Below are 23,896 nucleotides of genomic sequence, written 5' to 3' on the forward strand. Positions count from 1 at the left end.
ATACTTGCCACATGAATTCAGACATCCCTGCCTGGCGATAATCCGAAAATTAACGAGAGGTGAGCGGTGCGTGCATTTCCCCGTTACCCACGTTGATATTCAGCAATGCCACCAGGCGCTTACCAATCAGCTCAATATCAAAAGCCGCAGCAGAGACCGGATTAAATTCAAAAATAGACTGCTGTGATCCATTCGCCTCCACCACGCTTTCATCGCGGTTGATGACACCAATCAACCTGTCGCCGAGGCGCTGCTGCATAAAGGCGGTGACATCGCGGCTGATTTGACGGCGGTTATCGATCTGATTCAGCACGAAGCAGTGACCGGCCCGGCGATTCAGCTCGCCACCGATCATTTTTTCATTTTCGATCTGCGACAGTAGGGCAAGAGAGGCGGTATCAGACATCATGACCACCAAATGCAAATCGGCAAGCGCCACCATCGCTTTCAGAGCCGGCCCCGGCCCAGGCGGAAAATCGGCAATAATGACCAGCCCCGGATAGTTGAGAACCGCGTGCAGCCCCCTGGCGATAAAGTTGGCGTCGTTGGTTAAACGTGATTCAAAATCAATACGCTGATCTTCTGTGACCTCACCATAGGGCATAACAAAGATAGTGTCGTCGGTGGTGAGGATGGACTGGCTCCAGTCAGAAGATTGCGCAGATGTCGCCACAAAACCGCGGCCGTCTGACAGCGGCACGCCGAAGTGCAGGCGCAAAGCATTCTGCACATCAAAGTCAATCGCCAGCACTTTGCTGCCGTCACGCGCCAGCGCATAGGCCAGGTTGGCCACCAGCGTGGTTTTACCTACCCCGCCTTTAGGAGAGCAGACACAAACTAGCGGCATAAGGCAATTTTCTCCAGCAGGGGTTTGAGCAATGTCTCTTTCCCCATCGCATCCGATGCCAGCGCGGCCGACGAACGAAATAACCGTCCATAGGCAGATTTCGCGGACTCCTCTGCCTCCGTTGCCGTTGCAGCCACCGCAAAAGGCCGTGGTGATACCGGTGCGGTGCTGGCCGTGGCGGATGGTGAAGCCGGCACCGACTCCAACTGCTTCAAGAGGGTCAGACCGGATACGGCGGCCATCTGCGCCATGGACGGCGGCGGAACGTCAGCACGCGCGGCGGCCGAGGTGGCTTCAGGCAACGGCATGGAAACAGCAATACTGTTCAGCAACGGTGCCCCCGTTTTTTTTACCGCTTCCCGTGGGTTGCTGCCCAACATTACGGACTTTTCAGCGCGCTTCGGGGCCAGAAAAGCCGTGGAGTTGACCGTGCGCGGTATGCCAATTCGCTGGCCGATATGCCACTCAGACCCGGCATTTTCATTCATAAGCTGCTTAATCACCGCCCAGCGGGTGTCGTTGGCATGAAACAATTGCTCAGACATATCTTTAAAATCAATATTCTTTGTTTTTATTTTTTCTTTAAAACGCTGCAGGTCATCATAACTTTTCATCAGTATGATCGCCGAAGGTAGGGAATTTCCCCTGAATGTAACACATCATCGGAACAACGGTAATACAACATGAGATTATTCTTATAAAATAAGTATAATCTCATGTTGATAATCATCAATAATAAACAATGTGCGGTAATTTATTTAAACAAAACAGGGAATTTAAGACAATGACAGGGAATAAATAAGACTGAATTCTCTATTTATTTATGACGGCCTTATTTATGCTTCAGAATGTTTTCATTCTGATTTCTTTGCTATTTCACGGAATGAAAGCCACCAAATATCATCAGGATCTGGCAGTCTGCTTTAATGCGGGGAACAGGGGGCAACCGGTGCCCCCTGCTCTGTTCAGGACGGCCGGCTTTCGTCCTGCTCAACGGCAAAGCAGGCAATCTGCTGGCCATCGACGTTTTTCAACTTAGGCTGTAGCTGCACGCAGGTGCCAAAGCGGCGGCGACAGCGCGCGTTAAACGCACAGCCCGGCGGTGGATTGAGCGGACTTGGCAGCTCTCCGGTCAGTTTGATACGTTCGCGGCGCTCGTCCGGGTTAAGGCGAGGGGTCGCCGACAGCAACGCCTGCGTGTAAGGATGGCGCGGGTTGGCAAAAATCGCCTCCTTGCTGCCCTTCTCTACGCAACGGCCGAGATACATCACCATCACTTCATCGGCGATATGCTCCACTACCGACAGATCGTGAGAGATAAAGATGTAAGACAGGCCAAGCTCCTGTTGCAGGTCCATCATCAGATTCAGCACCTGCGCACGTACCGAAACGTCGAGTGCCGATACCGGCTCATCGGCAATCAGCACGTCAGGGTCGAGCATTAACCCGCGCGCAATGGCAATGCGCTGACGCTGGCCGCCGGAAAACATATGCGGGTAGCGGTCGTAATGCTCGGTTTTCAGCCCCACCTTCGCCATCATCTCCAGCGCTTTCTCCCGCCGTTCGGCGCGGGTCAGGCGGGTATTAATCACCAAAGGCTCCTCAAGGATCTGACTGACCTTTTTGCGCGGATTGAGCGAGCCGTACGGGTTCTGGAAAACGATCTGAATTTTCTGACGGCGCAGTTTTTCTGCCTGCGGGTCGGGCTGTAGCAGATCCTGTCCCTGATAAAACAGCTGACCTTCCGTGGGCGTTTCAATCATGGTCAACAGGCGACCCAGCGTGGATTTACCGCAGCCGGACTCCCCCACCACCGCCAGCGTTTTGCCGCGTTCCAGGTCGAACGAAACCCCATCAAGGGCTTTGACCAGCTGCTGTTGGCCAAACAGCCCCTTTTTCACCGGGTAGTGTTTTTTCAGGTCGATGGCCTGCATCAACAGGTGCGATTTATCGTGTTCAGGCTTCATAAGAGGGCCTCCCGGCATCGTCCAGAGGGAAATGACATTTTGACTGACGCCCGGCAATATCACGCAAGGGGGGCTCTTCGCTACGACAGCGTTCTTTCGCATACGGACAGCGTGGGTTCAGCAGGCAGCCGCTCGGCCGATCGTACTTGCCGGGCACGACGCCAGGCAGTGACGCCAGTCGCGCTTTATCCGCGGCAAATTCCGGCAGCGCACGCAGCAGCGCCTGGGTATAGGGATGACGAGGGGCCTTAAAGATATCCCGCGCTTCGCCGGTTTCCACCACCTGGCCCGCGTACATCACGATGATGTGCTGCGCGGCTTCTGCCACCAGCGCCAGGTCATGCGTGATCAGGATCAGCGCCATATTTTCCTGGCGTTGCAGGTCAAGCAGCAGCTCAATGATCTGCGCCTGGATGGTCACGTCCAGCGCCGTGGTTGGCTCATCGGCAATCAGCAGCTTTGGCCGACAGGCAATCGCCATCGCGATCATCACGCGCTGGCTCATCCCACCAGACAGCTGATGCGGGTAAACATCCAGCCGCGAAGCCGGGTCCGGGATGCCCACCTGCTCCAGCAGATCGATCGCACGCTGGCGACGAGTGCGGCGATTGCCGCCCTGATGCACCTTGATGGCTTCCATAATCTGGAACCCCACGGTGTAACAAGGATTAAGGCTGGTCATCGGATCCTGGAAAATCATCGCCACTTCCGAGCCCACCAGCTGGCGGCGCTCTTTTTCAGAGATGCGCTGCAGGTCGCGCTGATTAAAGACCAGCTGTTCGGCCATCACCTTACCGGGATAGTCAATCAGCCCCATGATCGCTAGCGAGCTGACGGACTTACCGGAGCCGGACTCACCAACAATACCCACCACCTGCCCCTGCTCAACCCGATAGCTGATGCGGTCCACGGCGCGGAACGGTGCTTTTTCGTCACCGAAATGCACCGAAAGCTTATCTACAGTTAATAATGCCATTTCGCTGCCTACTGTTTGAGTTTCGGGTCCAGAGCGTCGCGTAAGCCGTCGCCCATCAGGTTAAATGCCAGTACCGTCAGCAGGATCGTCACCCCTGGGAAGGTGACCACCCACCAGGCACTTTGCGCGAACTGCAGGACGTCGGAGAGCATGGTGCCCCATTCCGGCGTAGGCGGCTGCGCGCCCATACCCAGGAAACCCAACGCGGCCATATCCAGAATGGCGTTGGAAAAACCGAGAGATGCCTGCACGATCAGCGGTGCCAGGCAGTTTGGTAAAATGTTGACGAACATCTGGCGCAGCATACCGGCCCCCGCCACGCGCGATGCCGTCACGTAATCTCGCGTCACCTCGACCAGTACCGCTGCCCGGGTAAGACGGATATAGTGCGGCAGCGCCACAAAGGTCAATGCCAGCGAGGCATTCACAATCGACGGGCCAAAAATAGCCACCAGCACCAGCGCCAGCAGCAGGCTTGGCAGCGCCAGCATAATGTCCACCAGACGCATAATGGCCGCGTCAACCGCCCCGCCCAGGTAACCGGCGATCAGGCCAAATATCACCCCCAGCACCAGCGACAGGATCACCACCAGACAGCCGACCAGTAACGACAGGCGCGCGCCGTACATCAGGCGCGACAGCACATCACGACCCACGTCGTCGGTGCCAAACAGATACTGCCAGCTGCCGCCCTCCTGCCAGGCTGGCGGACGCAGCAGCGCATCACGGAACTGCTCTGCGGGCGCGTGTGGTGCCAGCACGTTGGCAAAAAGGGCGATCAGTACCATCAAAACCACGTAGACCAGGCCAATGACGGCACCTTTGTTACGCTTAAAGTAGTGCCAGAATTCCTGTAACGGGGTCATCGGCTTGGGTGCAGCAGTCGCGCTGCCTGGATCCATAACAGACATGTTGGCCCCTTATTTCTTGTGACGGATGCGCGGATTCACCACGCCGTAAAGCAGGTCAACCAGCAGATTGACGAGAATAATCAGCGTGGCCACCATCAGCACCCCGCCTTGCACCACCGGATAGTCGCGACGCTGGAGTGCATCAATTAACCAGCGCCCCAGGCCCGGCCAGGAGAAAATGGTTTCAGTGAGGATGGCGCCGGCCAGCAGCGTGCCGACCTGTAGCCCGATCACCGTGACCACCGGCAGCATGGCATTGCGCAAGGCGTGCACCACGATAACCCGTAGGGGCGTCAACCCTTTGGCGCGCGCGGTACGGATATAGTCTTCACCCAGCACTTCCAGCATCGCCGATCGCGTCATGCGCACAATCACCGCCAGTGGAATAGTTCCCAGCACGACGGCCGGCAGGATCATGTGCATCACCGCATCTTTGAAATCGCCGGGTTCGCCCCAGATCAGGGTGTCGATCAGCATAAAGCCGGTTAACGGCTGGCTGTCATCAAGAAAGACGGTATCGGCAATTCTCCCGGAGACCGGGGTCAGATTGAGCTGCACCGATACCAGCATGATCAGCATCATGCCCCACCAGAAAATCGGCATTGAGTAGCCGGTGAGTGAAATACCCACGGCGGTGTGGTCAAAAATGGAGCCGCGTTTGACCGCCGCCAGCACGCCGGTCGGAATGCCGACGGCAATGGCAAACAGCATCGCGCAAATGCCCAGTTCCAGCGTGGCCTTAAAGCGCGGTACGAATTCGTCCCATACCGGCACGCGACTCTTCAGCGACATGCCCAAATCACCGTGCATGACGCCATTGATATAGGTGATGTACTGCTGCCAAAGGGGTTTATCCAGGCCGAGCTGGGACATCAGCTGGGCATGGCGTTCAGCGGAGATACCGCGTTCGCCGACCATAATCATCACCGGGTCACCGGGGATCATGTGCACAAACGCGAAGGTTAACAGGGTGATACCAATAAACGTCGGGATGACAAGCCCCAGGCGTCGGAGTATGAACTGCAGCATATTCCGGATTCTCTTTTGTTTCCTGCCAGCCGTAACCGACAGGATTATTATTGCTCACATCTTGCGCGCGGTGATACCCGTGGGTATTAACCACTCGCTACGCAAATCATGCGCCTTGACGACCGTTTTGCTCACTGGCAAGAAGGGCCGGGGTTCCCCGGCCCTTTGGGGATCCGTCTGGCCGTTTTCACACGGCCAATACTTTATTCCTGGATATCGACGTTATCGAAATGGTGCTTACCTAAAGGATCAACCACGTAACCAGAAACCTTTTTACTGACCGGTTCGTACACCATTGAGTGCGCGACAACCAGCGCAGGCACCTGGTCATGCATCACCACCTGAGCCTGCTGGTAGTCAGCGATACGCTTGCTGTGATCGGCTTCGGCGCGGGCGGGTTGGATCAGGTCTTCAAACGGCTTATAGCACCAGCGTGAATAGTTCGATCCGTCTTTCGCAGCGGCACAGCTAAACAGGGTGGCGAAGAAGTTGTCCGGGTCCCCGTTGTCTCCGGTCCAGCCCATCATCACGGTCTGATGTTCACCGGCTTTGGCACGCTTCAGGTATTCACCCCATTCGTAGGTGACGATTTTTGCCTTCACGCCAATCTTCGCCCAGTCGTTTTGGATCATTTCGGCCATGCGACGCGCATTCGGGTTGTACGGACGCTGCACCGGCATCGCCCACAGATCGATAGTAAAGCCCTCCGCCATGCCGGCTTCTTTCAACAGGGCTTTGGCTTTTTCGGGATCGTAACCGTAGTCCTGAATACTGTCGTTATAGCCCCACATGGTAGGGGGGATAAGATTTTTCGCCGCCTGGCCTGCCCCCTGATAAACCGCTTCGATAATCGCTTTTTTGTTGACCGACAGGGTTAGTGCCTGACGCACCTTCAGATTATCCAGCGGTTTCTTTTCCGTGTTGTACGCCAGGTAACCCACGTTCAGGCCGGGCATCTGCATCAGGTTGATATTTTTATCTTCCTTCATGCGCGTAAGGTCGGCCGGGTTGGGGAACGGCATCACGTGGCATTCGCCTTTTTGCATTTTGGCGTAGCGTACGGAGGCATCAGGCGTGATGGAGAACACCAGACGGTCTATCTTCGGCTTGCTGCCCCAGTAGTCCGGGTTGGCTTTATACAGGATGCGCGAATCTTTCTGGTACTGCAGAAGCTGGAACGGCCCGGTGCCAACCGGATTCAGATCCAGCTTGTCCGGCGTACCGGCTTTCAGCATGTTATCGGCATATTCAGCGGAGAGGATTGAGGCAAAATCCATGCCGAGGTCGGCAAGGAACGGCGACTCTGGACGGTTCAGCTCGAAACGAACGGTGTAATCATCGACTTTAACAATTTTGCTAATCAGCTTCGGCATATCCATGCCTTCAAAGTACTCGTAGCTGCCGCCGGAAACGCCGTGATATTTATTGTTCTTATCCAGCTGGCGCTCGAACGAGAACACCACGTCGTCAGCGTTGAAGTTGCGCGTAGGTTTAAAATCTTTGCTGGTCTGCCACTTCACGCCCTTGCGTAAGTGGAAGGTATAGGTTTTGCCATCAGGGCTGACATCCCATTTTTCCGCCAGGCCCGGCTCAATTTCAGTGGTGCCGATTTTAAATTCAACCAGACGGTTGTAGATCGGCACTGAACTGGCGTCATAGGTGGTACCCGAAGTAAAGAGCTGCGGGTTAAAACCCTCTGGCGAACCCTCAGAACAGTAAACCAGAGTTTTTGCCTGAACGCCTGTGGCAATCATCAATGCAAGGGTAGTGAGACCCACTTTAAGCATACCGAATTTAGCCTGGGGAATACGCATGTTTATACTCCAGTAGTGATGTGTGATGTGTGTTGTACGCCGGCCAATAATTATTGTGGGTGGCCTGTGCGTGGTGCCTTACGGCATCAGTGACATAGCGAGATTGGTTGCCCTGAAGTGACCAGAAGATTCCCATACCTTTTGTACTGAAGCTTCAATTTGTCAATAGTTGCAAAGAACGTCAATACAAACGCCAGTTTTTTACTACTAATGTGAGATTCAGCAACCAAATATAAAAATGCCATTAAGCCCTTTCTTCATCGTAAATATCAGCGCGTTAAGTCAAAAAATCAGTCTTAACCACCTAAAAAAAACATATTAGCAGTGCGTTACTCTGCGAATAAACTTTATAAATAATCTAAAAAAGTCGCCATTCTCCATGAGAAAACAGCATGGAGTCCTGTTTAACAGACAAAAACGCTGCAACTCATAAATAAGAAATGGTCAACGTATTGAAGCTGACCATAAGTAAAATGCGTAACGAATTAAGTAACCGTAGACGGACTGCTATCTTCAGCCGGTTTATATAAGATTTTCTTTACCACTCAGGGCGATCCACTTTCCACAGCAACTGCGATAAGACCGAGGGGGGAAATGCGTGTTTAGGTTAACTTGTGATACGTAAGGCAGAGGTGGAGAGTCGTTTTTATCCATTTGGGTATATCCTGGTTCGAATACGTTCTGGATGTCTATACACTTTATTTTTTTAAGGAGAGAAATGTTTTTTTCTATTTCATGGTATTTTACTATTTTATCTTTCATCGAAATCATTTTTTGCGAGTCCTGAGTGGTATTTTGGTTAAGACTATCCATTCGCCTCATCTTTAGCTCTGCATTTGTTAATTTGACCTTAACAAGCTTCTCTGCAAAAGGGATATGACGTTTATTATTGAACGCCAACCAGCTGGCTGAACTGCTGCTTTTTAAAAAATGTGCGCGTGCGAGGTGTAATGTCGGGGAAAAAAATAGCATTCTAAAAGATCCTTTTCAGCCGATAGTCAAATAATTACTTTTTCTAAAATATTACCTTTCAACCTTACGGTAAGTCGAATAGGTTAGGTTATTACCGACAGCCGGCGATGCTGGTTGATATTATTTATGTTTTTTAATGCATTATTGAAAATATGAATTAGCTTTTTAAGAACGCATCAACTTTTAAACAACAGCGTTAAGAAAGTCAATTAAAACGGTCGTTAGCGACCGTGAAAAACAGGAGTGAATATACATTTATTCGAGAGGAGGGGGGGGGAATAGTCAGCAGTTGTGACCTGCCGCTATTGTGATGCAGGCCCAGCTTTATCAATAATCGCTGGATAGCGGGGCCGCCGTTTGGAGCAGACGGCCCTGAAGAGTTTATGGTGCGGCACACCAGTTATTAGACGGGTTAATGCCGCCATTTGGGGAGGTGTAGCCCAGACAGCCTAAGATGGTGTCAAACAGTTCAACATGGCGGTGAGTTTTACCCGCACGCTGCTGCGCCTGTAGCTGCTCAAAAGCGCGCTTATTTTGCCCATCGGCAAGATACTTATCTGATGCCCAGACCATCATCGGCACGCGGAACTGCTCCGGCGGGGCCATATTGCGTGGCGTGCCGTGCAGGTGCATGTTATCGCTGATCGATTCGCCGTGATCGGCGGCATAAAACACAATCGCCTTCTTATCACGCAGCTGGTCAAACACGCTGTCGAGCATGGTGTCGATATACAGAATGGAGTTGTCGTAAGCGTTGATCAGCATCTCTTTACTACAGGTATCGTCTACGCCCATGCACTCCGGCTGGTAGCGGGCAAATTCGCGTGGATAGCGCTGTGAATAAAGATAGTGTGAGCCTTTGGTGTGCAGTATCACCAGATGTTTGCCCTTTGCATGATCGTCAATAGACGACTTCAGCTCGGGTATCAGCAGCATATCGTCCACCGATTTACCCTGATTACGCTGCTCTGAGCCAATCTGTTCGCGGAAGGCGTAGCTGTCTGCATTGGTATTGTTATAGAACCAAACCTCGCTCTGCATCGCATACAGATCTGAACTGAAGCCCAGCTCTTTCAGCACCGCAAACACGTTCTGCTCTTTAAGCGTGCGGGCCGGGTTATCATCCGTTCCCCCCTCGCGCACAAACATACAGCGCAGCGAAAGCTTGGTGGAGGTATCGCAGGACTCACCACGGAACGCCACCAGATTTTTCTCTTTAGACAGCTTCGGTGTGGTATCGCGTTGGTAGCCCAGCAGGCCCATATGGTCCCAGCGCGTGGTTTCGCCGATCACGAACACCACATAGGTGTCATCTATTCCGGCAGGCGCGGTGTAAGTAAATTTTTTCGCCGGATCGAGCAGGTTACCACTGTCCATATGTTCGTCGTAGCTGGTATAGGCAAACAGTCCCAGCGCCGTCAGCCAGTTAGACGGCAGGTAGGAGTGTGCCACCACGCCACCGTAGCTTGGCAGATCGATATTGGTCTGCTTCTCGTTGGCGCTTTGAGCCTTATCGAAATAACGGATGGGCAGCCAGACCAGCAGCACGGCCAGCAGTAGCGTAAGAAGCGGTTTGATGCGCTGCCCTGGCGTTTTCATCTGTTCAAGCAGCGTCAGACGCAGACGGCTGCGCCAGACCGCGACCAGCGGGATAAGGCTGATGAGCACCATCCACAGCACAAAGTGGTAGCCCACCACCTCTTTCGACAGGTCGGTGTCAGTGGTCATCACCGAGGCAACAATGCCGTAGCCGATGACAACATTAAAGAAGGTCATGTAGTAGCTGGCCGCCACGGAGATCACCACCAGCAGGCTGACGGACAGGCGCCAGAATAGTTTTCCCCCCAGCGACAGCAGGCGCAGCAGGAAGAAAACCAACAACACAACTGCCACAACTTCAGCCAACGCGGACAGCCATTGCATCATTGCAAACTTAGCGAGGAAGGGGTCGAAGCGACGATAAAACACCGGCATGTTGAGGAACAGTCCGATATAGAGGGCCAACAGCAGCGACAGCGTTTGTTGGGTACACATTTTAATATAATTCATTCAACCTTAATCCTGACCTAATCTGAACAATTGCCAAACACCATCCGAACGCTAATCAGACCCTGGCGATACGTCAGAGTTCACCGACGCGAACGTTTAACCTCAAGAAGGGTTATAAACCTGGGGAACGAGATGACGTTGCAGGGGGGTCAGTTAAACATACTTACGCCTGCGCGTCTGTGCTTAGGGTAAACCACGGAAAAAAAGTGAGCGATTTATAATAAAGCTCGCGCAATTTTCTGATTAAGAAAGGGAAAATGACAACGGCCGGGTCAGATAAACCCGGCCGTTTAAGATAACGTCAGCTTAGTTAATGATATTCAGCGTCACGTCGATATTGCCACGGGTCGCATTTGAGTAAGGGCAGACGATATGTGCAGCATCAACCAGCTTCTGAGCTTCAGCACTGTCCATACCAGGCAGGTGGATATTCAGCGTAGCTTCAATACCAAACCCGGTAGGTAGCGGCCCGATGCCAACTTCGCCCTCAATAAAGGCATCTTTTGGCATGGTGAATTTATCGCGACCGGCAACAAACTTCATCGCGCCCAGGAAACAGGCGGAATAGCCGGCAGCAAACAGCTGCTCTGGGTTGGTCGCTTCGCCGCCCGCACCGCCCATCTCTTTCGGCACGCCGAGTTTGATGTCCAGCACGCCGTCGGAGGAAGTCGCACGGCCATCACGTCCACCGGTGGCTTTTGCTTTTGCACGGTATATAACTTTTTCTAATGACATAGTGAAATTCCTTAGTTTGTTTGCTTGCGATTAAATCGCACACTATTTATAAGAGTAATAATTTACGGCATTTTCCCGGTGTCAGCACACTTAACCGTTAAGGTTATCGCGTAGCATTTCAAGCTCACTTTTCAGCGATTGCAGCTGCGTCAGTTCACAGGCGGAGGCACGACAGACGGATGCGGGGAGATCCAGCGCCTGCTCGCGCAGTGCGCTTCCCTGCTCTGTCAGCGTAACGACCACCTGACGTTCATCCTTACGCGAACGATGACGGTTTAACAGACCGGCCGTTTCAAGACGCTTTAATAATGGCGTCAGGGTGGCCGAATCAAGGTACAGACGCGTGCCGACCTCAGATACCGTGACATCATCCTGCTCCCACAACACCATCATCACCAGATATTGTGGGTAGGTGATGCCAAGCGGGGCCAGCAGCTGTCGGTACAACTTATGCAGCGCCAGATTGGCGGAATAAAGCGCGAAGCACAGCTGCTGGTCAAGCAGCAGTGGTAGTGCATCGCTCGCTTTCTTGTCGTCTTTATCGGTCATCATGTTAAGATGATAGGTAGTGAGCTATATAATAGCAAGCGATTTTATTTTCGGGGGAGAGAGAGCATGAATACGGTGGAAGAAAGAGCGCGTCGCTATGCCAGTAAAGCTCATGCCGAAGCCGGGCAGCGGCGAAAATATACTGACGAGCCTTATATCGTACATCCCGCAGCGGTAGTGGAGCTGGTTCGCAGCGTCAGTCACAATGAAAACATGCTGGCTGCGGCGTGGCTGCACGACACTGTCGAAGATACCGCCAGCACACTTGACGATATCCGCAGCCACTTTGGTGACACTATTGCCACCCTGGTTGATATGCTCACCCATCGCGATGGCGCGGAAGGTCTGAGCCGTGTGGCGCGCAAAGTCGCCCATTTTCAGCACTCGCAGCGCGCTAACCCGGAGGCGCAAACGATCAAACTGGCCGATATTATCGACAATACGCGTTCAATCGTTCAGTACGCCCCCCAGTTTGCCCGGGTTTATCTGGTTGAAAAACGCGTGCAGACAGGGTATCTCACTGCCGGGAATGCTACGCTGTTGCAGCAGGCTGAACGGATTATCGAGCAGGGCATACGGCAGCTGGAGCAACCGCCGCACAATGTCCCGACAGACTGGTTTAAGCGGCAGGAAGCGAAGTATCGTTAGTCCGCTCAACGGCTGCCCGGCGCATCCAGAACATGTTCGTTAAGGTTTCTGTCAATCGCGGTCATGTATAATTTCACAAACTCAACGGCTATCTGAAGGAATTATGCCTAATACTTATCTCATTCTTGCTATATCAATCTGTGCTGAAACGCTTGCCACAACCATGATGAAAGCGTCAGAAGGATTCACCCGACTGATCCCCAGTATTTTTGTTGTGATTGGCTATGCCATTTCATTTTATGGTCTGTCACAGGTTGTTAAAACCATGAATATTGGAATTGCCTATGCCATCTGGGCAGGAATGGGGATATTTCTGGTCTCCATTATGTCATTCTTCATCTATAAACAGCGACTCGACCTTCCGGCCATTGCAGGAATGCTCTGTATAGCCGCGGGTATTATCATTATTCAGGTGTTTTCAAAATCTGTCGCTCACTGATAAAGAGTACGGCCTCACGGTAAAGGGGAATGCTATTCCACGGCTCCCCTTTGTCGTCATGCTTCTTTAAATAAAGCCTCTTTCCATCATGTTAGTCACCCCGCTATTTCTTCCTTCCCCCTGTCAGCAAATCATTTTTCCCGTCACGACTTTCTGGAAGCGAACCTTTTCCAGCGATCGAGGCTGGGCAGCGTGCGCCTGTCGTCCCCGGCCGCAATGCGGCTGTTTGCCGCGCATGAGCGCTGCCATAACGGTTTCGCGAGCTGGCAGTTAATCGTTGCCGATATTATGCTGCATCCGTTGCCTCTCTTTTATGTGTATCCAGCCAGAACGGGTCACAGTACGGGTCAACATACTCTGAGCTGAAACCAAACGTGCCATCCGCAAGAGCGCACGTTTCAAGGAGTCAAACTATGTGCGCGTATCGCCACACCTGGCCCGTGAATAAATTAAAAGTCGCCGTCGCGCAGGCGGAACCTGTGGCCGGAGATATCCCGGCCAATGTGCAGCAGTCCGTTAGCCTTATCGAACGTGCGGCAGAATGGGGGGCTAAGGTGATCCTGCTGCCAGAGAAATTTCTTAGCGGCTATGAACCTGCATTAATCCAGGCCGATCCGGCCCGTTATGCCATCGGTGCTGATGACCAGCGGCTGAAGCCGATTGCGGAAGCCTGCCGTCAGGCGGGTATTTTCGCCATTATTGGTGCTGCTACGTGCGAAGATACCGGGGTTTGCATCACCTCGCTGTGCTTTAACCCAGAGGGCGAGCTGTTTGCCCGTTACCACAAACGGGCGCTGTTCAGCAGCGAGGCGGAGTTTTTCCAGCCCGGCCAGCAGGCGGTAGCCATTGAGGTCGAAGGATGGTCTTTAGGGCTGGCTATCTGCTACGACAGCGGATTTGCCGAACACGCCCGCGCTGCCGCGTTATCAGGATGTCATGCTTACCTGGTGAGCGCCCTGTTCAGCTGTGGCAATGGCTACCATGAATCCCGTATCTGGATGCCAGCGCGCGCGCTGGACAACACCCTCTACGTGCTGATGTCCAACCACGTTGGCAGGACCGGAGGCTGGCAGGCCTGCGGCGGCAGCGCCGTCTGGGATCCTTACGGCAAGCTTATTGCCGAGGCCAGCGCAGAAGATACGGAAGTGATCGTGACAGAACTGGACCCGGCATTCCTGCGCGATATGCGCGGCCGTGAAAGCATGCTAAGCGATTTCGCCGAACGTTACTTCACGCTGGCCGATCCTGTTAGCCTGGCACAATCATCATCGTGATGCGGAACAGAAAGTAAAACAGTGACCCGCTGAATGCAGCCGTGCCATCAGCGGCGTTAAAGTTCGGTTTCCCTGTTTTGGCTGCAACATGCCGAAGATGGGCTCCCCCCTCATCCTGTCCCTCCACGACCACATCATGTCCGTTTTTGACCTTCTTTATGTCACGGGCCTTGGCGATGATAGGGTTAACCCAATCAGCCAGGAGTCCGAAAATGACCGATAGCGTTCTGTTAATCATTGATGCCCAGCAATCCTTCTATCATCGTGGCTACCTCGAGGCGCCTGAAACCCCAGCCTTTGAGCTGGTGTTGAGTCAGCTGGCAGACGGCTGCCGGGCCAAAGGTATTCCGATAGTGGATATTCTGCATGTGGAAAGCGAAGGGGCTTTTGCGGCGGGATCCGGTTTAGTGGTACGTCTGCCTTTCCTACAGCATCAGGCGGCGGCCACCTTTCGTAAAACCGTGCATAATGCGCTGACCGACTCCGGTTTGCAGCAGTGGCTGGAACAGCGCCAGGTGAAGCATGTCATTATTAGTGGCCTGCGAACGGAGCAATGCTGTGAAACTACGGCCCGCGTGGCGTCCGATTTTGGCTATCGCGTGACCTTTGTGACCGAAGCAACGCTAACATTCCCGCTTACCCATAACGGTATGACACTCAGCATCGCCGATTTACGCCACCGTACCGAAAGCGTGCTGATCGACCGTTTCGCCGCGATACGTCGCGTCGATGACTGCCTGCAGGAGCTGACATAATATGACTATTCCAGTGTGGTTTATCACCCTGCCCGGCATCATGGCGCTGGATCTGACAGGCCCGGCGGAAACGCTTAAGTTGGCGGGTGATGCCTTTTCCCTGCGCTACATCGGCCCGGATGAAAGCGTTCTGACCTCAACCGGCATGTCGATCAGCCGTATTGAACCCCTGCCGGAAACGCTGCCCGTCGGAAGTCTGTTGGTGATACCCGGCGTCAGCGACTCCAGCCTGTGGTTTGACACCCCGCAAGCGCTGGCGGCACGCAACTGGCTGCTCCGTATCCAGCCGATGATCCATGCACGCCAGCTCACGCTGGTGTGTATCTGTTCCGGCTCGCTGCTGGCCGCCAGGGCCGGGCTGTTGAACGGCGTGCAGTGCACCACTCACCACGACGTGATAGCTCGCCTGAAGGCGGCAGAACCCGGTGCGATCATTAAAGAAAACCGCATTTTCGTCGAAGATCGCGCTATCTGGACCAGCGCGGGCATTACCGCCGGCATCGATCTGTCACTACATCTTATCGGCCACCTGTGCGGATCTCAGGTCGCGCTGAACGTCGCACGCGAAATGGTGGTCTTTTTCCGTCGTTCGGGGGAAGACCCGCAGCTGTCACCCTGGCTGCGCTATCGTAACCATATCCACCCTGCCATCCATCGGGCTCAGGACCTGATGGCGCAACACCCGGAGCAGCCGTGGTCGCTGGAAGAAATTGCCTCGTGCGCTCATGTCAGCGCACGCCATCTTACGCGCCTCTTTCGGCAGCATCTGGGGATCAGCGTGCGTGATTACCATCAACAGCTGCGTCTGACCGTTGCCCGCCAGCGGCTCCAGCAGGGTGAAGGCAGTGAAAGAGCGGCGCTGTCAGCCGGGTTCTCTTCCTCACGCCAGTTACGCCGCGCCCTGGAGCGCTGGCAGGAGTGATTTTTTCTCGCCGCCGCCGCCGGGCGCTGATGCCGCCAGTTTTATAACGTTGATTTTCTGTGCTACGGTTACAGGTAACATTGTCACTATCTGTATCAGATTAAGGATAAGGTTTGCACCCCAACAACGATAAAAAATCCAACTGGTTACATCTTGGCGCTGGCGCCTTTCACCGCGCACACCAGAGCTGGTATTTGAACCAACTCCACCAGCAGGGAGACAACAGCTGGGCACTTTCTCTCGCCAATATTCGCAATAGTAAAACGCAAAAAACGCTGCAACAGCTGGCAAAACAGCAGGGTCGCTACACGCTGGAAATTATCTCTCCCGAAGGTGAAATCGTCTATCAGCCCATCGAAGCCGTTGAAAACGTCATCCTGTGGGATGAGGGGCTAAAATCGCTGGTCGCCGTGGGTGCCAGTGCAGCAACGAAAATTATCTCCTTTACCGTCACCGAGGGGGGCTACTTCCTTGATGATGATGGCGAACTTGATCTTGAACACCCGGCGATCCAGGCCGATCTGGCAGAGCAGCAGGAAACCAGCACGCTGTACGGGGCGCTGGTGAAAATTCTGCGCGAACGCATGCGTAATGAAACCGGCCCGGTGACGTTGCTTAACTGCGACAACCTGCGCGATAACGGCGATAGCGTGGCGCGCGGGCTATCACAGTTTGTCAACGCGAAGGGCGATCAGCAGCTGCTGGCGTGGATCGAGCAGAATACCTCTGCCCCTAACGGCATGGTTGACCGCATCACGCCAAAATTTGATGCCGCGCTCTTTGAGCGGCTGGCAGAACAGGGGATCGAAAATGACGGCGCCCCGCTTTCCTGCGAAGCCTTTTCGCAGTGGGTACTGGAAGACAAGTTTATTGCCGGCCGCCCGGCGCTGGAAAACGCCGGAGTGGAGTTTGTCAGCAGCGTGACGCCGTATGAAGAAGCCAAAATTCGCGTACTGAACGCCAGCCACAGCGGTATTGCCTGGGCCGGTGCGCTGCTGGGGAAAAAATATATCGACCAGAGTCTGCAACCGCTGATCAAACGGTGGATGAGCGATTACGTGCTGAAAGACGTCGCGGCGGCGTTACAGCCTTGTGACATCGATTTAGCGCATTACGGCGAAACCACACTAAACCGATTTAGCAATAAATGGGTGCGCGATACCACGCAGCGCGTCTCGTCAGACAGTATCGCCAAGCTACAGCAGTTTATCGTGCCAACGCTGAAAGCCCGTTACAAGCAGGACGCAACACCCGCAGCCACGCTGATCCTCCCGGCCCTGTGGTTCCGCTTTATGCAGCAGCATCATGCCGGAACGCTGCCGTTCGACTATGAAGACCGTGCGCTGGACGAGGTGCCGTTCGCAGATATCTTCAACGCCGACGATCCCCTTCTGGCGTTTACTCAGCAGAAAAAATTATTCGGTTCGCTGGCCGGCCGCCCTGAACTGTATCGCGATTTGAGCGCAGCGGTGGATAACGTAGACAAAGGTCTGCAACAGATGCGAGAAGGTGCATGAAGAATCTGCTGATTGTCATCGCCACCGTTGTCCTGGCGCTGTTATCGATAATCTTCCTCACCCCTTGGCCGGTATGGCTGGGAACCCTGGCGGCCTGGGTCACCACCGGGTCCTTTTGCCTTCAGGTCATGCATATCGTTAAAAATAAGGATACCAGCGGGCTCTCGCTGGGAATGTGGGCCGCGCTGTTCTTCGGCGTTGCCTGCTGGACGTGGTACGGCTACCGCATGCACGACGTCCCGGTGATGAGCGCTAACGGTATTACCGCACTACTGGCTCTGACGGTGATTATGCTCAAACTGTGGCACGAGCGCCCGACGCGAAACCCGAACCGGCGCAGGCTGGTACGCACGCCGGGGGTGATCCTCAACCCACGCATCAGCCGTCTTCGACCGCTGGTCACGCCGGGAATGCGCCGCCGGGATAAAAAACGTCAGCTCACCAAATGATATTTATCGATGCGCCTCAGTCCCGCCGCAAGTAGCAAACTGCCCAGCAGGGTCAGGGTAAATACCAGCGGGATATCCAGCAGCGGACGATCGGTATTGTCCAGCTGATGGGTGCGCATAAAGTGGATAAACAGGGCATGGAAGCCGTAGATCGGCAACGAATAGCGTGAGATCAGCGCAAAAAACGGATTAACCCGCTGGTTGAGGGTGTTTTTAAACAGCACCAGCAGACTGACGGCGGCAATAAACACCGCCGGGCCGCAATACAGATACCAGGTATCGGCAAAAGCGCCGTTTATCGCAAACTGCCTTTTAGTGCCGAACGCGATCAGCCCAACACAGAGGACAAAACTTCCCCCAGCCAGCCCGCTAACGCCGCGTTTCTGCGTCTCCATCATCCCTATCGCCCGCCCCGTCAACGCATATAACAGGTAGTAAATCGTATCGCCGCTGATATACAAATTAATCGGCAGCCAGTGGAATCGGGCGATGGAACCGTCGACGGTATTAGGGTTGGCGAGGATCGCCAGCACCAGCGTTACCACGGCCAGATAGCCTGCACGCACCGGTTTGACCTGAATTAAGGGCGAAAAAAGATAAATAACGATAATCGCGAAGAAGAACCACAGGTGGTAGAACACCGGCTTTTGCAGCAAATGCCGGATGGAGAGCGCCTCGTTGATCGGCGTTAACAGCGTGATGTAGAGCAGCGCCACCGCGCTGTAAAACAGCAGGCACAGCACGATGCGTAGGAAATGCCGCTTCTGCGCGCTGCGCTCGCCAAAGAATAAGAAGCCAGAAATCATAAAGAAAAGCGGTACGCAAACGCGTGAGGCGGAATTCAGCAGGTTGGAGAGATCCCAGCTGCGCTCACCTACCGACATGCCGGTAGTCACATACCAGGTAGTGGTATGGATCATAATCACCATCAGACAGGCCACGGCGCGTAAATTCTCTATCCAATCGATTTTGTGCGACATCTCATCCTCATTTCCGATCAACCCTGTCTGTATGCGAATTGAGGGTAGCCAGTCGACCCGTCTTCAACAAGTCATAAACAAGAAATTAGGAGCAGGATGAAGGCGCGTTTGTGGCGCGCGGAAACGTGAAAAACGCGCCGTCACCCATTTTGCGCAGCGCGCCGCAAGTGCAGATACCATTTTGGTAATCCCCCCGGTCAAAGGGTATACTGCTACCCACTTTTATCACTACTCGTATCGCGTGCGAAATCAACATGCAAAAGTTTGATACCAAGACCTTCCAGGGACTGATCCTGACCTTACAGGATTACTGGGCTCGCCAGGGCTGCACCATTATCCAACCGCTGGATATGGAAGTCGGCGCGGGAACATCCCACCCGATGACCTGCCTGCGTGCGCTCGGGCCGGAGCCGACCGCGGTCGCCTATGTGCAGCCTTCACGTCGTCCGACCGACGGCCGCTATGGTGAAAACCCGAACCGCCTACAGCACTACTACCAGTTCCAGGTGATCATCAAGCCTTCACCGGACAATATTCAGGAGCTGTACCTCGGCTCTCTGAAGGAGCTGGGCATGGATCCCACCATTCACGATATCCGCTTTGTGGAAGATAACTGGGAAAACCCAACCTTGGGTGCCTGGGGTCTGGGCTGGGAAGTGTGGCTGAACGGCATGGAAGTGACGCAGTTCACCTACTTCCAGCAGGTTGGCGGCCTGGAGTGTAAGCCGGTGACCGGTGAGATCACCTACGGCCTGGAGCGCCTGGCGATGTATATCCAGGGCGTCGACAGCGTTTACGATCTGGTCTGGAGCGATGGCCCGCTGGGTAAAACCACCTACGGCGACGTGTTCCATCAGAATGAAGTCGAGCAGTCGACCTACAACTTCGAATACGCTGACGTCGATTTCCTCTTTACCTGCTTTGAGCAGTACGAGAAAGAGGCGCAGAGCCTGCTGGCGCTGGAAAAACCGCTGCCGCTGCCTGCCTATGAACGTATTCTGAAAGCCGCACATAGCTTTAACCTGCTGGATGCGCGCAAAGCGATCTCCGTCACCGAGCGTCAGCGCTATATTCTGCGTATTCGTACCCTGACAAAAGCCGTGGCTGAAGCCTACTATGCCTCCCGCGAGGCGCTGGGCTTCCCGATGTGCAATAACAAGAAATAAGAGGCAGCCATGACTGATAAAACTTTTCTGGTGGAAATCGGCACCGAAGAACTGCCTCCGAAAGCGCTGCGCAGCCTGGCCGAATCCTTCGCCGCTAATCTGACCGCCGAGCTGGACGCTGCGGGCCTCGCCCACGGCGAGGTAAGCTGGTTTGCCGCCCCGCGTCGTCTGGCGCTGAAAGTCGCTAATCTGAGCGCCGCACAGCCGGATCGCGAAGTGGAAAAACGTGGCCCGGCGATCCAGGCGGCGTTCGATGCTAACGGCGTGGCGACCAAAGCCGCTGAAGGCTGGGCGCGCGGCTGTGGCATCACCGTCGACCAGGCCGAACGCCTGAGCACCGATAAAGGCGAATGGCTGATGTACCGCGCCCGGGTGACCGGTGAGCGCACCCAGGTATTGCTGCCGGCCATGATCGCCACCTCACTGGCAAAACTGCCGATCCCGAAACTGATGCGCTGGGGCGCGTCCGAGGTGCAGTTCGTGCGCCCGGTTCACACCGTAACGCTGCTGCTGGGCGATGAGCTGATCCCGGCCAACATTCTCGGTATCGATTCGGCACGCATCATCCGCGGCCATCGCTTTATGGGCGAGCCGGAGTTCACCATCGACCATGCCGACCAGTACCCGCAGATCCTGCTGGAGCGCGGCAAAGTGCAGGCGGACTACGCAGCACGTAAAGCCATCATCAAAGCGGATGCCGAAGCGGCAGCGGCGAAAATTGGCGGCGTTGCCGACCTGAGCGACAGCCTGCTGGAAGAGGTGACCTCGCTGGTCGAGTGGCCGGTGGTGCTGACGGCGACGTTTGAAGAGAAGTTCCTCGCGGTTCCTGCCGAAGCGCTGGTGTACACCATGAAGGGCGATCAGAAATACTTCCCGGTGTATGACAAGGCGGGCAAGCTGCTGCCGAACTTTATCTTTGTAACCAATATCGAGTCGAAAGATCCGCAGCAGATTATTTCCGGCAATGAGAAGGTGGTGCGCCCACGTCTTGCTGACGCCGAGTTCTTCTTTAACAGCGACCGCAAACGCCGTTTGGAAGATAACCTGCCGCGTCTGGAAACCGTACTGTTCCAGAAAGAGCTGGGCACCCTGCGTGCGAAAACCGACCGCATTCAGGCGCTGGCCGGCTGGGTTGCTGCGCAGATTGGCGCTGACGTTAATCACGCCACGCGCGCGGGCCTGCTGTCCAAATGTGACCTGATGACCAACATGGTATTCGAGTTCACCGATACCCAGGGCGTGATGGGCATGCACTACGCCCGTCACGACGGTGAAGCCGAAGACGTCGCGGTGGCGCTGAACGAGCAGTATCAGCCGCGCTTTGCCGGTGATGAGCTGCCTTCTAACCCGGTGGCATGCGCGCTGGCCATTGCTGACAAAATGGACACCCTGGCGGGGATCTTCGGCATCGGTCAGCATCCGAAAGGCGATAAAGATCCGTTTGCACTGCGCCGTGCTGCGCTCGGCGTGCTGCGTATCATCGTCGAGAAGAATCTGCCGCTGGATCTGCAAACCCTGACCGAAGAAGCGGTACGGCTGTATGGCAGTAAGCTGTCTAACGCTAAGGCGGTCGATGAAGTGGTCGACTTTATGCTGGGCCGTTTCCGCACCTGGTATCAGGAAGAAGGCCACAGCGTGGATACCCTTCAGGCGGTGCTGGCACGCCGTCCTACACGTCCGGCAGACTTTGATGCGCGTATGAAGGCGGTCTCTCATTTCCGTACCCTGGAGCAGGCGGCAAGTCTGGCCGCAGCCAACAAGCGCGTCTCCAATATTCTCGCGAAGGCGACCGAGCCGCTGAACGACAGCGTGCAGGCATCACTGCTGAAAGAGAATGAAGAGATCAAGCTGGCGACCTATGTCACCGCACTGAGCAGCAAACTGCAGCCGTTCTTTGCCGAAGGTCGCTACCAGGATGCGCTGATTGAGCTGGCGCAGCTGCGTGAAGCGGTGGACAACTTCTTCGATAAGGTGATGGTCAACGCCGAAGAGAAAGAGGTGCGTATCAACCGCCTGACGCTGCTGGCCAAGCTGCGTGAGCTGTTCCTTCAGGTGGCCGATATCTCTCTGCTGCAATAATCTGGCGTGGTCAGCGGCGGAACCGCACAGGTCCGCCGCCGCCCGCATCAGAATGATGCGCTAACAAACGGGCGGCTAAATTTAGCCGCCCGCCGAGTTTTCTGACACTTCATCTTACCCTTCCCCCATTGCCCACCGCGCGTCATTCCCCTACCCTGTGCGGTTTTTGCCAACCAGGTTAAGACTTTATGCAATCACATGGCTTTGCTGCGAAAGCAGCTAACACCCCGCTGGAACCCTTCGAATTTACACGCCGGGAGCTTCAGGCTGGCGATGTACTTATCGATATTCACTATTGCGGCGTCTGTCATTCCGATCTTCACATGGCGCGTAACGAATGGGGCGTCAGCCAGTTCCCACTGGTGCCAGGCCACGAGATCGTCGGGCGCGTACTGCGCACAGGCAGTGACGTCAGCACCTTTAAAGCTGGGGATCTGGTCGGTGTCGGCGTAATGGTCGACTCCTGTGGTCACTGCGGACAGTGCCACAATGGCGAAGAGCAGTACTGTGAGACCGGTTTTACCGCCACGTACAACGGTGAAGAGAAATTTATTGGCGGTAAAACCTTCGGCGGCTACTCCGACAGCATCGTGGTTAACAGCAAATTTGTTGTCGCCGTGCCGGAAAATCTGCCGCTGAATGCCGTCGCCCCGCTGCTGTGCGCAGGTGTTACCACCTGGTCACCGCTGAAATACTGGAACGTGCAGCCGGGCCAGCGTGTTGGCGTTATTGGTCTGGGTGGACTGGGCCATATGGCGGTCAAGCTGGCGACTGCGCTGGGTGCCGAGGTGGTACTGTTTACCACCTCCCCCGCCAAAGCAGCCGATGCCCTGCGGCTCGGGGCCAGCCAGGTGGTGATATCAAAAGATGCACAACAGATGGAAAGCGTGAAAAACAGCCTGGATATGATCCTCGATTGTGTTGCTGCGCCGCACGATCTCGACCCGTACCTTAGCGCGCTGAAGACTAACGGCCATTTGGTGCTGGTAGGCATCCCTGATGCGCCACATAAGTCACCTGATGTGACGCCGATGGTGTTTAAGCGCCTGAGCATCTCGGGGACTTCCATCGGAAGCATCAAGGAAACGCAGCAGATGCTGGATTTCTGTGGACAACACAATATCGTGTCTGACGTTGAAGTGATCCGCCTGGATGAAGTGGAACAGGCGTTTGAACGAATGCTGAAAGGGGATGTGAAATACCGCTTTGTTATTGATATGAAAGCCGCTAAGTGACCGTTATAACACAAAAACCCGCCTGATGGCGGGTTCCTTTTTCTAGTTCAGCAGATCTCTGCTGAGATACGGATTCGACTTACTCAACTGCATTAGCTTCTGCGTACTGCGCGAAGGTTTGGTCCGTTTCGCTTCCCAGCTCTTCACCGACGAAACGCTCACGCCTAATACCTGGGCAAACTCATCAATCTGCAAACCGGTAATTTCACGAATTCGTTGCGATTCGGGCATCGCCATAATGTCGTTTTGGGCGAGCGCCGTCGGCATTCCTTCTCGGGTTAACACTATCATCTGCTCCAGACTGGACAGCAGTTCGGACATTGGATCTTTAGTCTCCATCAGCACACCTCAATAAACTCACTTAATGTGAAAAACCAGAGGGGGTGAACCTGAAGATCAGGCTCTGAATACCGGCGAATATCTGCCATAAGGACACTTCAGAGGCAGCAAAAAGGGAAACGCCAGAACTCTAAGTATTAGATCATTTCCGGGACTCCGATCGATATTTCAGATTATATTTACCGCTCACAACGGCCTGCTACAGGTGCCCGGACGGGTTAAAAATGAAGATGCACAGAGACAC

24 protein-coding genes are annotated in these 23,896 nt (G+C 54.5%); 10 read left to right on the forward strand and 14 right to left on the reverse strand.

The window, feature by feature from the left end; genetic code table 11:
* Positions 1 to 49: 49 nt before the first annotated feature.
* The 11 genes from bcsQ to ETA_RS18205 all read right to left on the reverse strand — a co-directional run bounded on the left by bcsQ (position 50) and on the right by ETA_RS18205 (position 11,852).
* Positions 50 to 847: a cellulose biosynthesis protein BcsQ gene (gene bcsQ / locus ETA_RS18155; protein ID WP_012443062.1), complete on the reverse strand. Its 798-nt coding sequence runs from the start codon at positions 845 to 847 to the stop codon at positions 50 to 52.
* Positions 838 to 1,461 (reverse strand): cellulose biosynthesis protein BcsO, encoded by a 624-nt coding sequence (gene bcsO / locus ETA_RS18160; RefSeq protein ID WP_012443063.1) that lies wholly within the window; start codon positions 1,459 to 1,461, stop codon positions 838 to 840. Before bcsO ends, bcsQ begins: the two co-directional genes overlap by 10 nt.
* Before the next feature lie 351 nt (positions 1,462 to 1,812).
* The gene (dppF, locus tag ETA_RS18165; protein WP_012443064.1) at positions 1,813 to 2,814 is read right to left on the reverse strand and encodes a dipeptide ABC transporter ATP-binding subunit DppF; all 1,002 of its coding nucleotides are present in this window, start codon (positions 2,812 to 2,814) and stop codon (positions 1,813 to 1,815) included.
* Positions 2,804 to 3,790 (reverse strand): dipeptide ABC transporter ATP-binding protein, encoded by a 987-nt coding sequence (gene dppD / locus ETA_RS18170; protein WP_012443065.1) that lies wholly within the window; start codon positions 3,788 to 3,790, stop codon positions 2,804 to 2,806. The genes dppF and dppD overlap by 11 nt, the downstream gene beginning before the upstream one ends.
* An 8-nt stretch (positions 3,791 to 3,798) precedes the next feature.
* On the reverse strand, positions 3,799 to 4,701 hold the full coding sequence (gene dppC / locus ETA_RS18175) for a dipeptide ABC transporter permease DppC (RefSeq protein ID WP_012443066.1): 903 nt from the start codon (positions 4,699 to 4,701) through the stop codon (positions 3,799 to 3,801).
* A gap of 9 nt (positions 4,702 to 4,710) precedes the next feature.
* The gene (dppB, locus tag ETA_RS18180) at positions 4,711 to 5,730 is read right to left on the reverse strand and encodes a dipeptide ABC transporter permease DppB (protein ID WP_012443067.1); all 1,020 of its coding nucleotides are present in this window, start codon (positions 5,728 to 5,730) and stop codon (positions 4,711 to 4,713) included.
* A 203-nt stretch (positions 5,731 to 5,933) separates the two neighbouring features.
* Positions 5,934 to 7,544 (reverse strand): dipeptide ABC transporter periplasmic-binding protein DppA, encoded by a 1,611-nt coding sequence (dppA, locus tag ETA_RS18185; RefSeq protein WP_012443068.1) that lies wholly within the window; start codon positions 7,542 to 7,544, stop codon positions 5,934 to 5,936.
* Positions 7,545 to 8,066: 522 nt separating this feature from the next.
* Entirely contained in the window at positions 8,067 to 8,516 is a 450-nt protein-coding gene (locus ETA_RS18190) for a hypothetical protein (protein WP_042959215.1), read from the reverse strand.
* A gap of 381 nt (positions 8,517 to 8,897) precedes the next feature.
* A complete protein-coding gene (eptB, locus tag ETA_RS18195; RefSeq protein ID WP_012443069.1) occupies positions 8,898 to 10,565 on the reverse strand; it encodes a kdo(2)-lipid A phosphoethanolamine 7''-transferase in 1,668 nt (555 codons plus the stop codon).
* A 306-nt stretch (positions 10,566 to 10,871) separates the two neighbouring features.
* Positions 10,872 to 11,300, reverse strand: a complete 429-nt coding sequence (locus tag ETA_RS18200) for an organic hydroperoxide resistance protein (protein WP_012443070.1) — start codon at positions 11,298 to 11,300, stop codon at positions 10,872 to 10,874.
* A 90-nt stretch (positions 11,301 to 11,390) separates the two neighbouring features.
* Positions 11,391 to 11,852, reverse strand: a complete 462-nt coding sequence (locus tag ETA_RS18205; RefSeq protein ID WP_012443071.1) for a MarR family winged helix-turn-helix transcriptional regulator — start codon at positions 11,850 to 11,852, stop codon at positions 11,391 to 11,393.
* A 63-nt stretch (positions 11,853 to 11,915) separates the two neighbouring features.
* Here ETA_RS18205 and ETA_RS18210 point away from each other — a divergent pair, with 63 nt between their 5' ends.
* The 3 genes from ETA_RS18210 (at position 11,916) to ETA_RS18220 (ending at position 14,210) form a co-directional block, all read left to right on the forward strand.
* Positions 11,916 to 12,497 (forward strand): HD domain-containing protein, encoded by a 582-nt coding sequence (locus tag ETA_RS18210; RefSeq protein ID WP_012443072.1) that lies wholly within the window; start codon positions 11,916 to 11,918, stop codon positions 12,495 to 12,497.
* Positions 12,498 to 12,600: 103 nt separating this feature from the next.
* Positions 12,601 to 12,936 (forward strand): DMT family transporter, encoded by a 336-nt coding sequence (locus ETA_RS18215; RefSeq protein WP_012443073.1) that lies wholly within the window; start codon positions 12,601 to 12,603, stop codon positions 12,934 to 12,936.
* Positions 12,937 to 13,349: 413 nt separating this feature from the next.
* Entirely contained in the window at positions 13,350 to 14,210 is an 861-nt protein-coding gene (locus tag ETA_RS18220; protein ID WP_042959216.1) for a carbon-nitrogen hydrolase family protein, read from the forward strand.
* On the opposite strand, the gene ETA_RS20085 is transcribed toward ETA_RS18220, so the two are convergent.
* A complete protein-coding gene (locus ETA_RS20085; RefSeq protein WP_157861826.1) occupies positions 14,185 to 14,448 on the reverse strand; it encodes a hypothetical protein in 264 nt (87 codons plus the stop codon). The genes ETA_RS18220 and ETA_RS20085 overlap by 26 nt on opposite strands.
* Between ETA_RS20085 and ETA_RS18225 the strand changes: the two genes are divergently transcribed.
* The 4 genes from ETA_RS18225 (at position 14,423) to ETA_RS18240 (ending at position 17,853) form a co-directional block, all read left to right on the forward strand.
* Positions 14,423 to 14,965 carry a cysteine hydrolase family protein gene (locus ETA_RS18225; protein ID WP_012443076.1) on the forward strand — a complete coding sequence of 181 codons (543 nt, stop codon included), beginning with the start codon at positions 14,423 to 14,425 and terminating at the stop codon, positions 14,963 to 14,965. The genes ETA_RS20085 and ETA_RS18225 overlap by 26 nt on opposite strands.
* Before the next feature lies 1 nt (position 14,966).
* Positions 14,967 to 15,887, forward strand: coding sequence for a GlxA family transcriptional regulator (locus ETA_RS18230; RefSeq protein WP_012443077.1), 921 nt, complete (start codon positions 14,967 to 14,969; stop codon positions 15,885 to 15,887).
* A gap of 113 nt (positions 15,888 to 16,000) precedes the next feature.
* Positions 16,001 to 17,404 carry a D-arabinitol 4-dehydrogenase gene (dalD, locus tag ETA_RS18235; RefSeq protein WP_012443078.1) on the forward strand — a complete coding sequence of 468 codons (1,404 nt, stop codon included), beginning with the start codon at positions 16,001 to 16,003 and terminating at the stop codon, positions 17,402 to 17,404.
* On the forward strand, positions 17,401 to 17,853 hold the full coding sequence (locus ETA_RS18240) for a SemiSWEET family sugar transporter (protein WP_012443079.1): 453 nt from the start codon (positions 17,401 to 17,403) through the stop codon (positions 17,851 to 17,853). Before dalD ends, ETA_RS18240 begins: the two co-directional genes overlap by 4 nt.
* Here the strand turns inward: ETA_RS18240 and ETA_RS18245 are convergent.
* A complete protein-coding gene (locus ETA_RS18245) occupies positions 17,838 to 18,833 on the reverse strand; it encodes an acyltransferase (protein ID WP_012443080.1) in 996 nt (331 codons plus the stop codon). The genes ETA_RS18240 and ETA_RS18245 overlap by 16 nt on opposite strands.
* 254 nt (positions 18,834 to 19,087) lie before the next feature.
* Here ETA_RS18245 and glyQ point away from each other — a divergent pair, with 254 nt between their 5' ends.
* The 3 genes from glyQ (at position 19,088) to ETA_RS18260 (ending at position 23,313) form a co-directional block, all read left to right on the forward strand.
* Positions 19,088 to 19,999 (forward strand): glycine--tRNA ligase subunit alpha, encoded by a 912-nt coding sequence (gene glyQ, locus ETA_RS18250; RefSeq protein WP_012443081.1) that lies wholly within the window; start codon positions 19,088 to 19,090, stop codon positions 19,997 to 19,999.
* A gap of 9 nt (positions 20,000 to 20,008) precedes the next feature.
* A complete protein-coding gene (gene glyS / locus ETA_RS18255) occupies positions 20,009 to 22,078 on the forward strand; it encodes a glycine--tRNA ligase subunit beta (protein ID WP_012443082.1) in 2,070 nt (689 codons plus the stop codon).
* Positions 22,079 to 22,266: 188 nt separating this feature from the next.
* A complete protein-coding gene (locus ETA_RS18260; protein WP_012443083.1) occupies positions 22,267 to 23,313 on the forward strand; it encodes an NAD(P)-dependent alcohol dehydrogenase in 1,047 nt (348 codons plus the stop codon).
* A 42-nt stretch (positions 23,314 to 23,355) separates the two neighbouring features.
* On the opposite strand, the gene ETA_RS18265 is transcribed toward ETA_RS18260, so the two are convergent.
* Positions 23,356 to 23,652, reverse strand: a complete 297-nt coding sequence (locus tag ETA_RS18265; protein WP_012443084.1) for an HTH-type transcriptional regulator — start codon at positions 23,650 to 23,652, stop codon at positions 23,356 to 23,358.
* Between the last annotated feature and the right edge of the window lie 244 nt (positions 23,653 to 23,896).

It is taken from the genome of Erwinia tasmaniensis Et1/99, from assembly GCF_000026185.1.
Classification (GTDB): Bacteria; Pseudomonadota; Gammaproteobacteria; order Enterobacterales; family Enterobacteriaceae; genus Erwinia; species Erwinia tasmaniensis.

Coding starts and splice junctions, on each gene's coding strand:
- bcsQ (WP_012443062.1), bottom strand. CDS start 847: ATGCCGCTAGTTTGTGTCTGCTCTCCTAAAGGCGGGGTAGGTAAAACC.
- bcsO (WP_012443063.1), bottom strand. CDS start 1,461: ATGAAAAGTTATGATGACCTGCAGCGTTTTAAAGAAAAAATAAAAACA.
- dppF (WP_012443064.1), bottom strand. CDS start 2,814: ATGAAGCCTGAACACGATAAATCGCACCTGTTGATGCAGGCCATCGAC.
- dppD (WP_012443065.1), bottom strand. CDS start 3,790: ATGGCATTATTAACTGTAGATAAGCTTTCGGTGCATTTCGGTGACGAA.
- dppC (WP_012443066.1), bottom strand. CDS start 4,701: ATGTCTGTTATGGATCCAGGCAGCGCGACTGCTGCACCCAAGCCGATG.
- dppB (WP_012443067.1), bottom strand. CDS start 5,730: ATGCTGCAGTTCATACTCCGACGCCTGGGGCTTGTCATCCCGACGTTT.
- dppA (WP_012443068.1), bottom strand. CDS start 7,544: ATGCGTATTCCCCAGGCTAAATTCGGTATGCTTAAAGTGGGTCTCACT.
- ETA_RS18190 (WP_042959215.1), bottom strand. CDS start 8,516: ATGCTATTTTTTTCCCCGACATTACACCTCGCACGCGCACATTTTTTA.
- eptB (WP_012443069.1), bottom strand. CDS start 10,565: ATGAATTATATTAAAATGTGTACCCAACAAACGCTGTCGCTGCTGTTG.
- ETA_RS18200 (WP_012443070.1), bottom strand. CDS start 11,300: ATGTCATTAGAAAAAGTTATATACCGTGCAAAAGCAAAAGCCACCGGT.
- ETA_RS18205 (WP_012443071.1), bottom strand. CDS start 11,852: ATGATGACCGATAAAGACGACAAGAAAGCGAGCGATGCACTACCACTG.
- ETA_RS18210 (WP_012443072.1), top strand. CDS start 11,916: ATGAATACGGTGGAAGAAAGAGCGCGTCGCTATGCCAGTAAAGCTCAT.
- ETA_RS18215 (WP_012443073.1), top strand. CDS start 12,601: ATGCCTAATACTTATCTCATTCTTGCTATATCAATCTGTGCTGAAACG.
- ETA_RS18220 (WP_042959216.1), top strand. CDS start 13,350: ATGTGCGCGTATCGCCACACCTGGCCCGTGAATAAATTAAAAGTCGCC.
- ETA_RS18225 (WP_012443076.1), top strand. CDS start 14,423: ATGACCGATAGCGTTCTGTTAATCATTGATGCCCAGCAATCCTTCTAT.
- ETA_RS20085 (WP_157861826.1), bottom strand. CDS start 14,448: ATGATTAACAGAACGCTATCGGTCATTTTCGGACTCCTGGCTGATTGG.
- ETA_RS18230 (WP_012443077.1), top strand. CDS start 14,967: ATGACTATTCCAGTGTGGTTTATCACCCTGCCCGGCATCATGGCGCTG.
- ETA_RS18240 (WP_012443079.1), top strand. CDS start 17,401: ATGAAGAATCTGCTGATTGTCATCGCCACCGTTGTCCTGGCGCTGTTA.
- ETA_RS18245 (WP_012443080.1), bottom strand. CDS start 18,833: ATGTCGCACAAAATCGATTGGATAGAGAATTTACGCGCCGTGGCCTGT.
- glyQ (WP_012443081.1), top strand. CDS start 19,088: ATGCAAAAGTTTGATACCAAGACCTTCCAGGGACTGATCCTGACCTTA.
- glyS (WP_012443082.1), top strand. CDS start 20,009: ATGACTGATAAAACTTTTCTGGTGGAAATCGGCACCGAAGAACTGCCT.
- ETA_RS18260 (WP_012443083.1), top strand. CDS start 22,267: ATGCAATCACATGGCTTTGCTGCGAAAGCAGCTAACACCCCGCTGGAA.
- ETA_RS18265 (WP_012443084.1), bottom strand. CDS start 23,652: ATGGAGACTAAAGATCCAATGTCCGAACTGCTGTCCAGTCTGGAGCAG.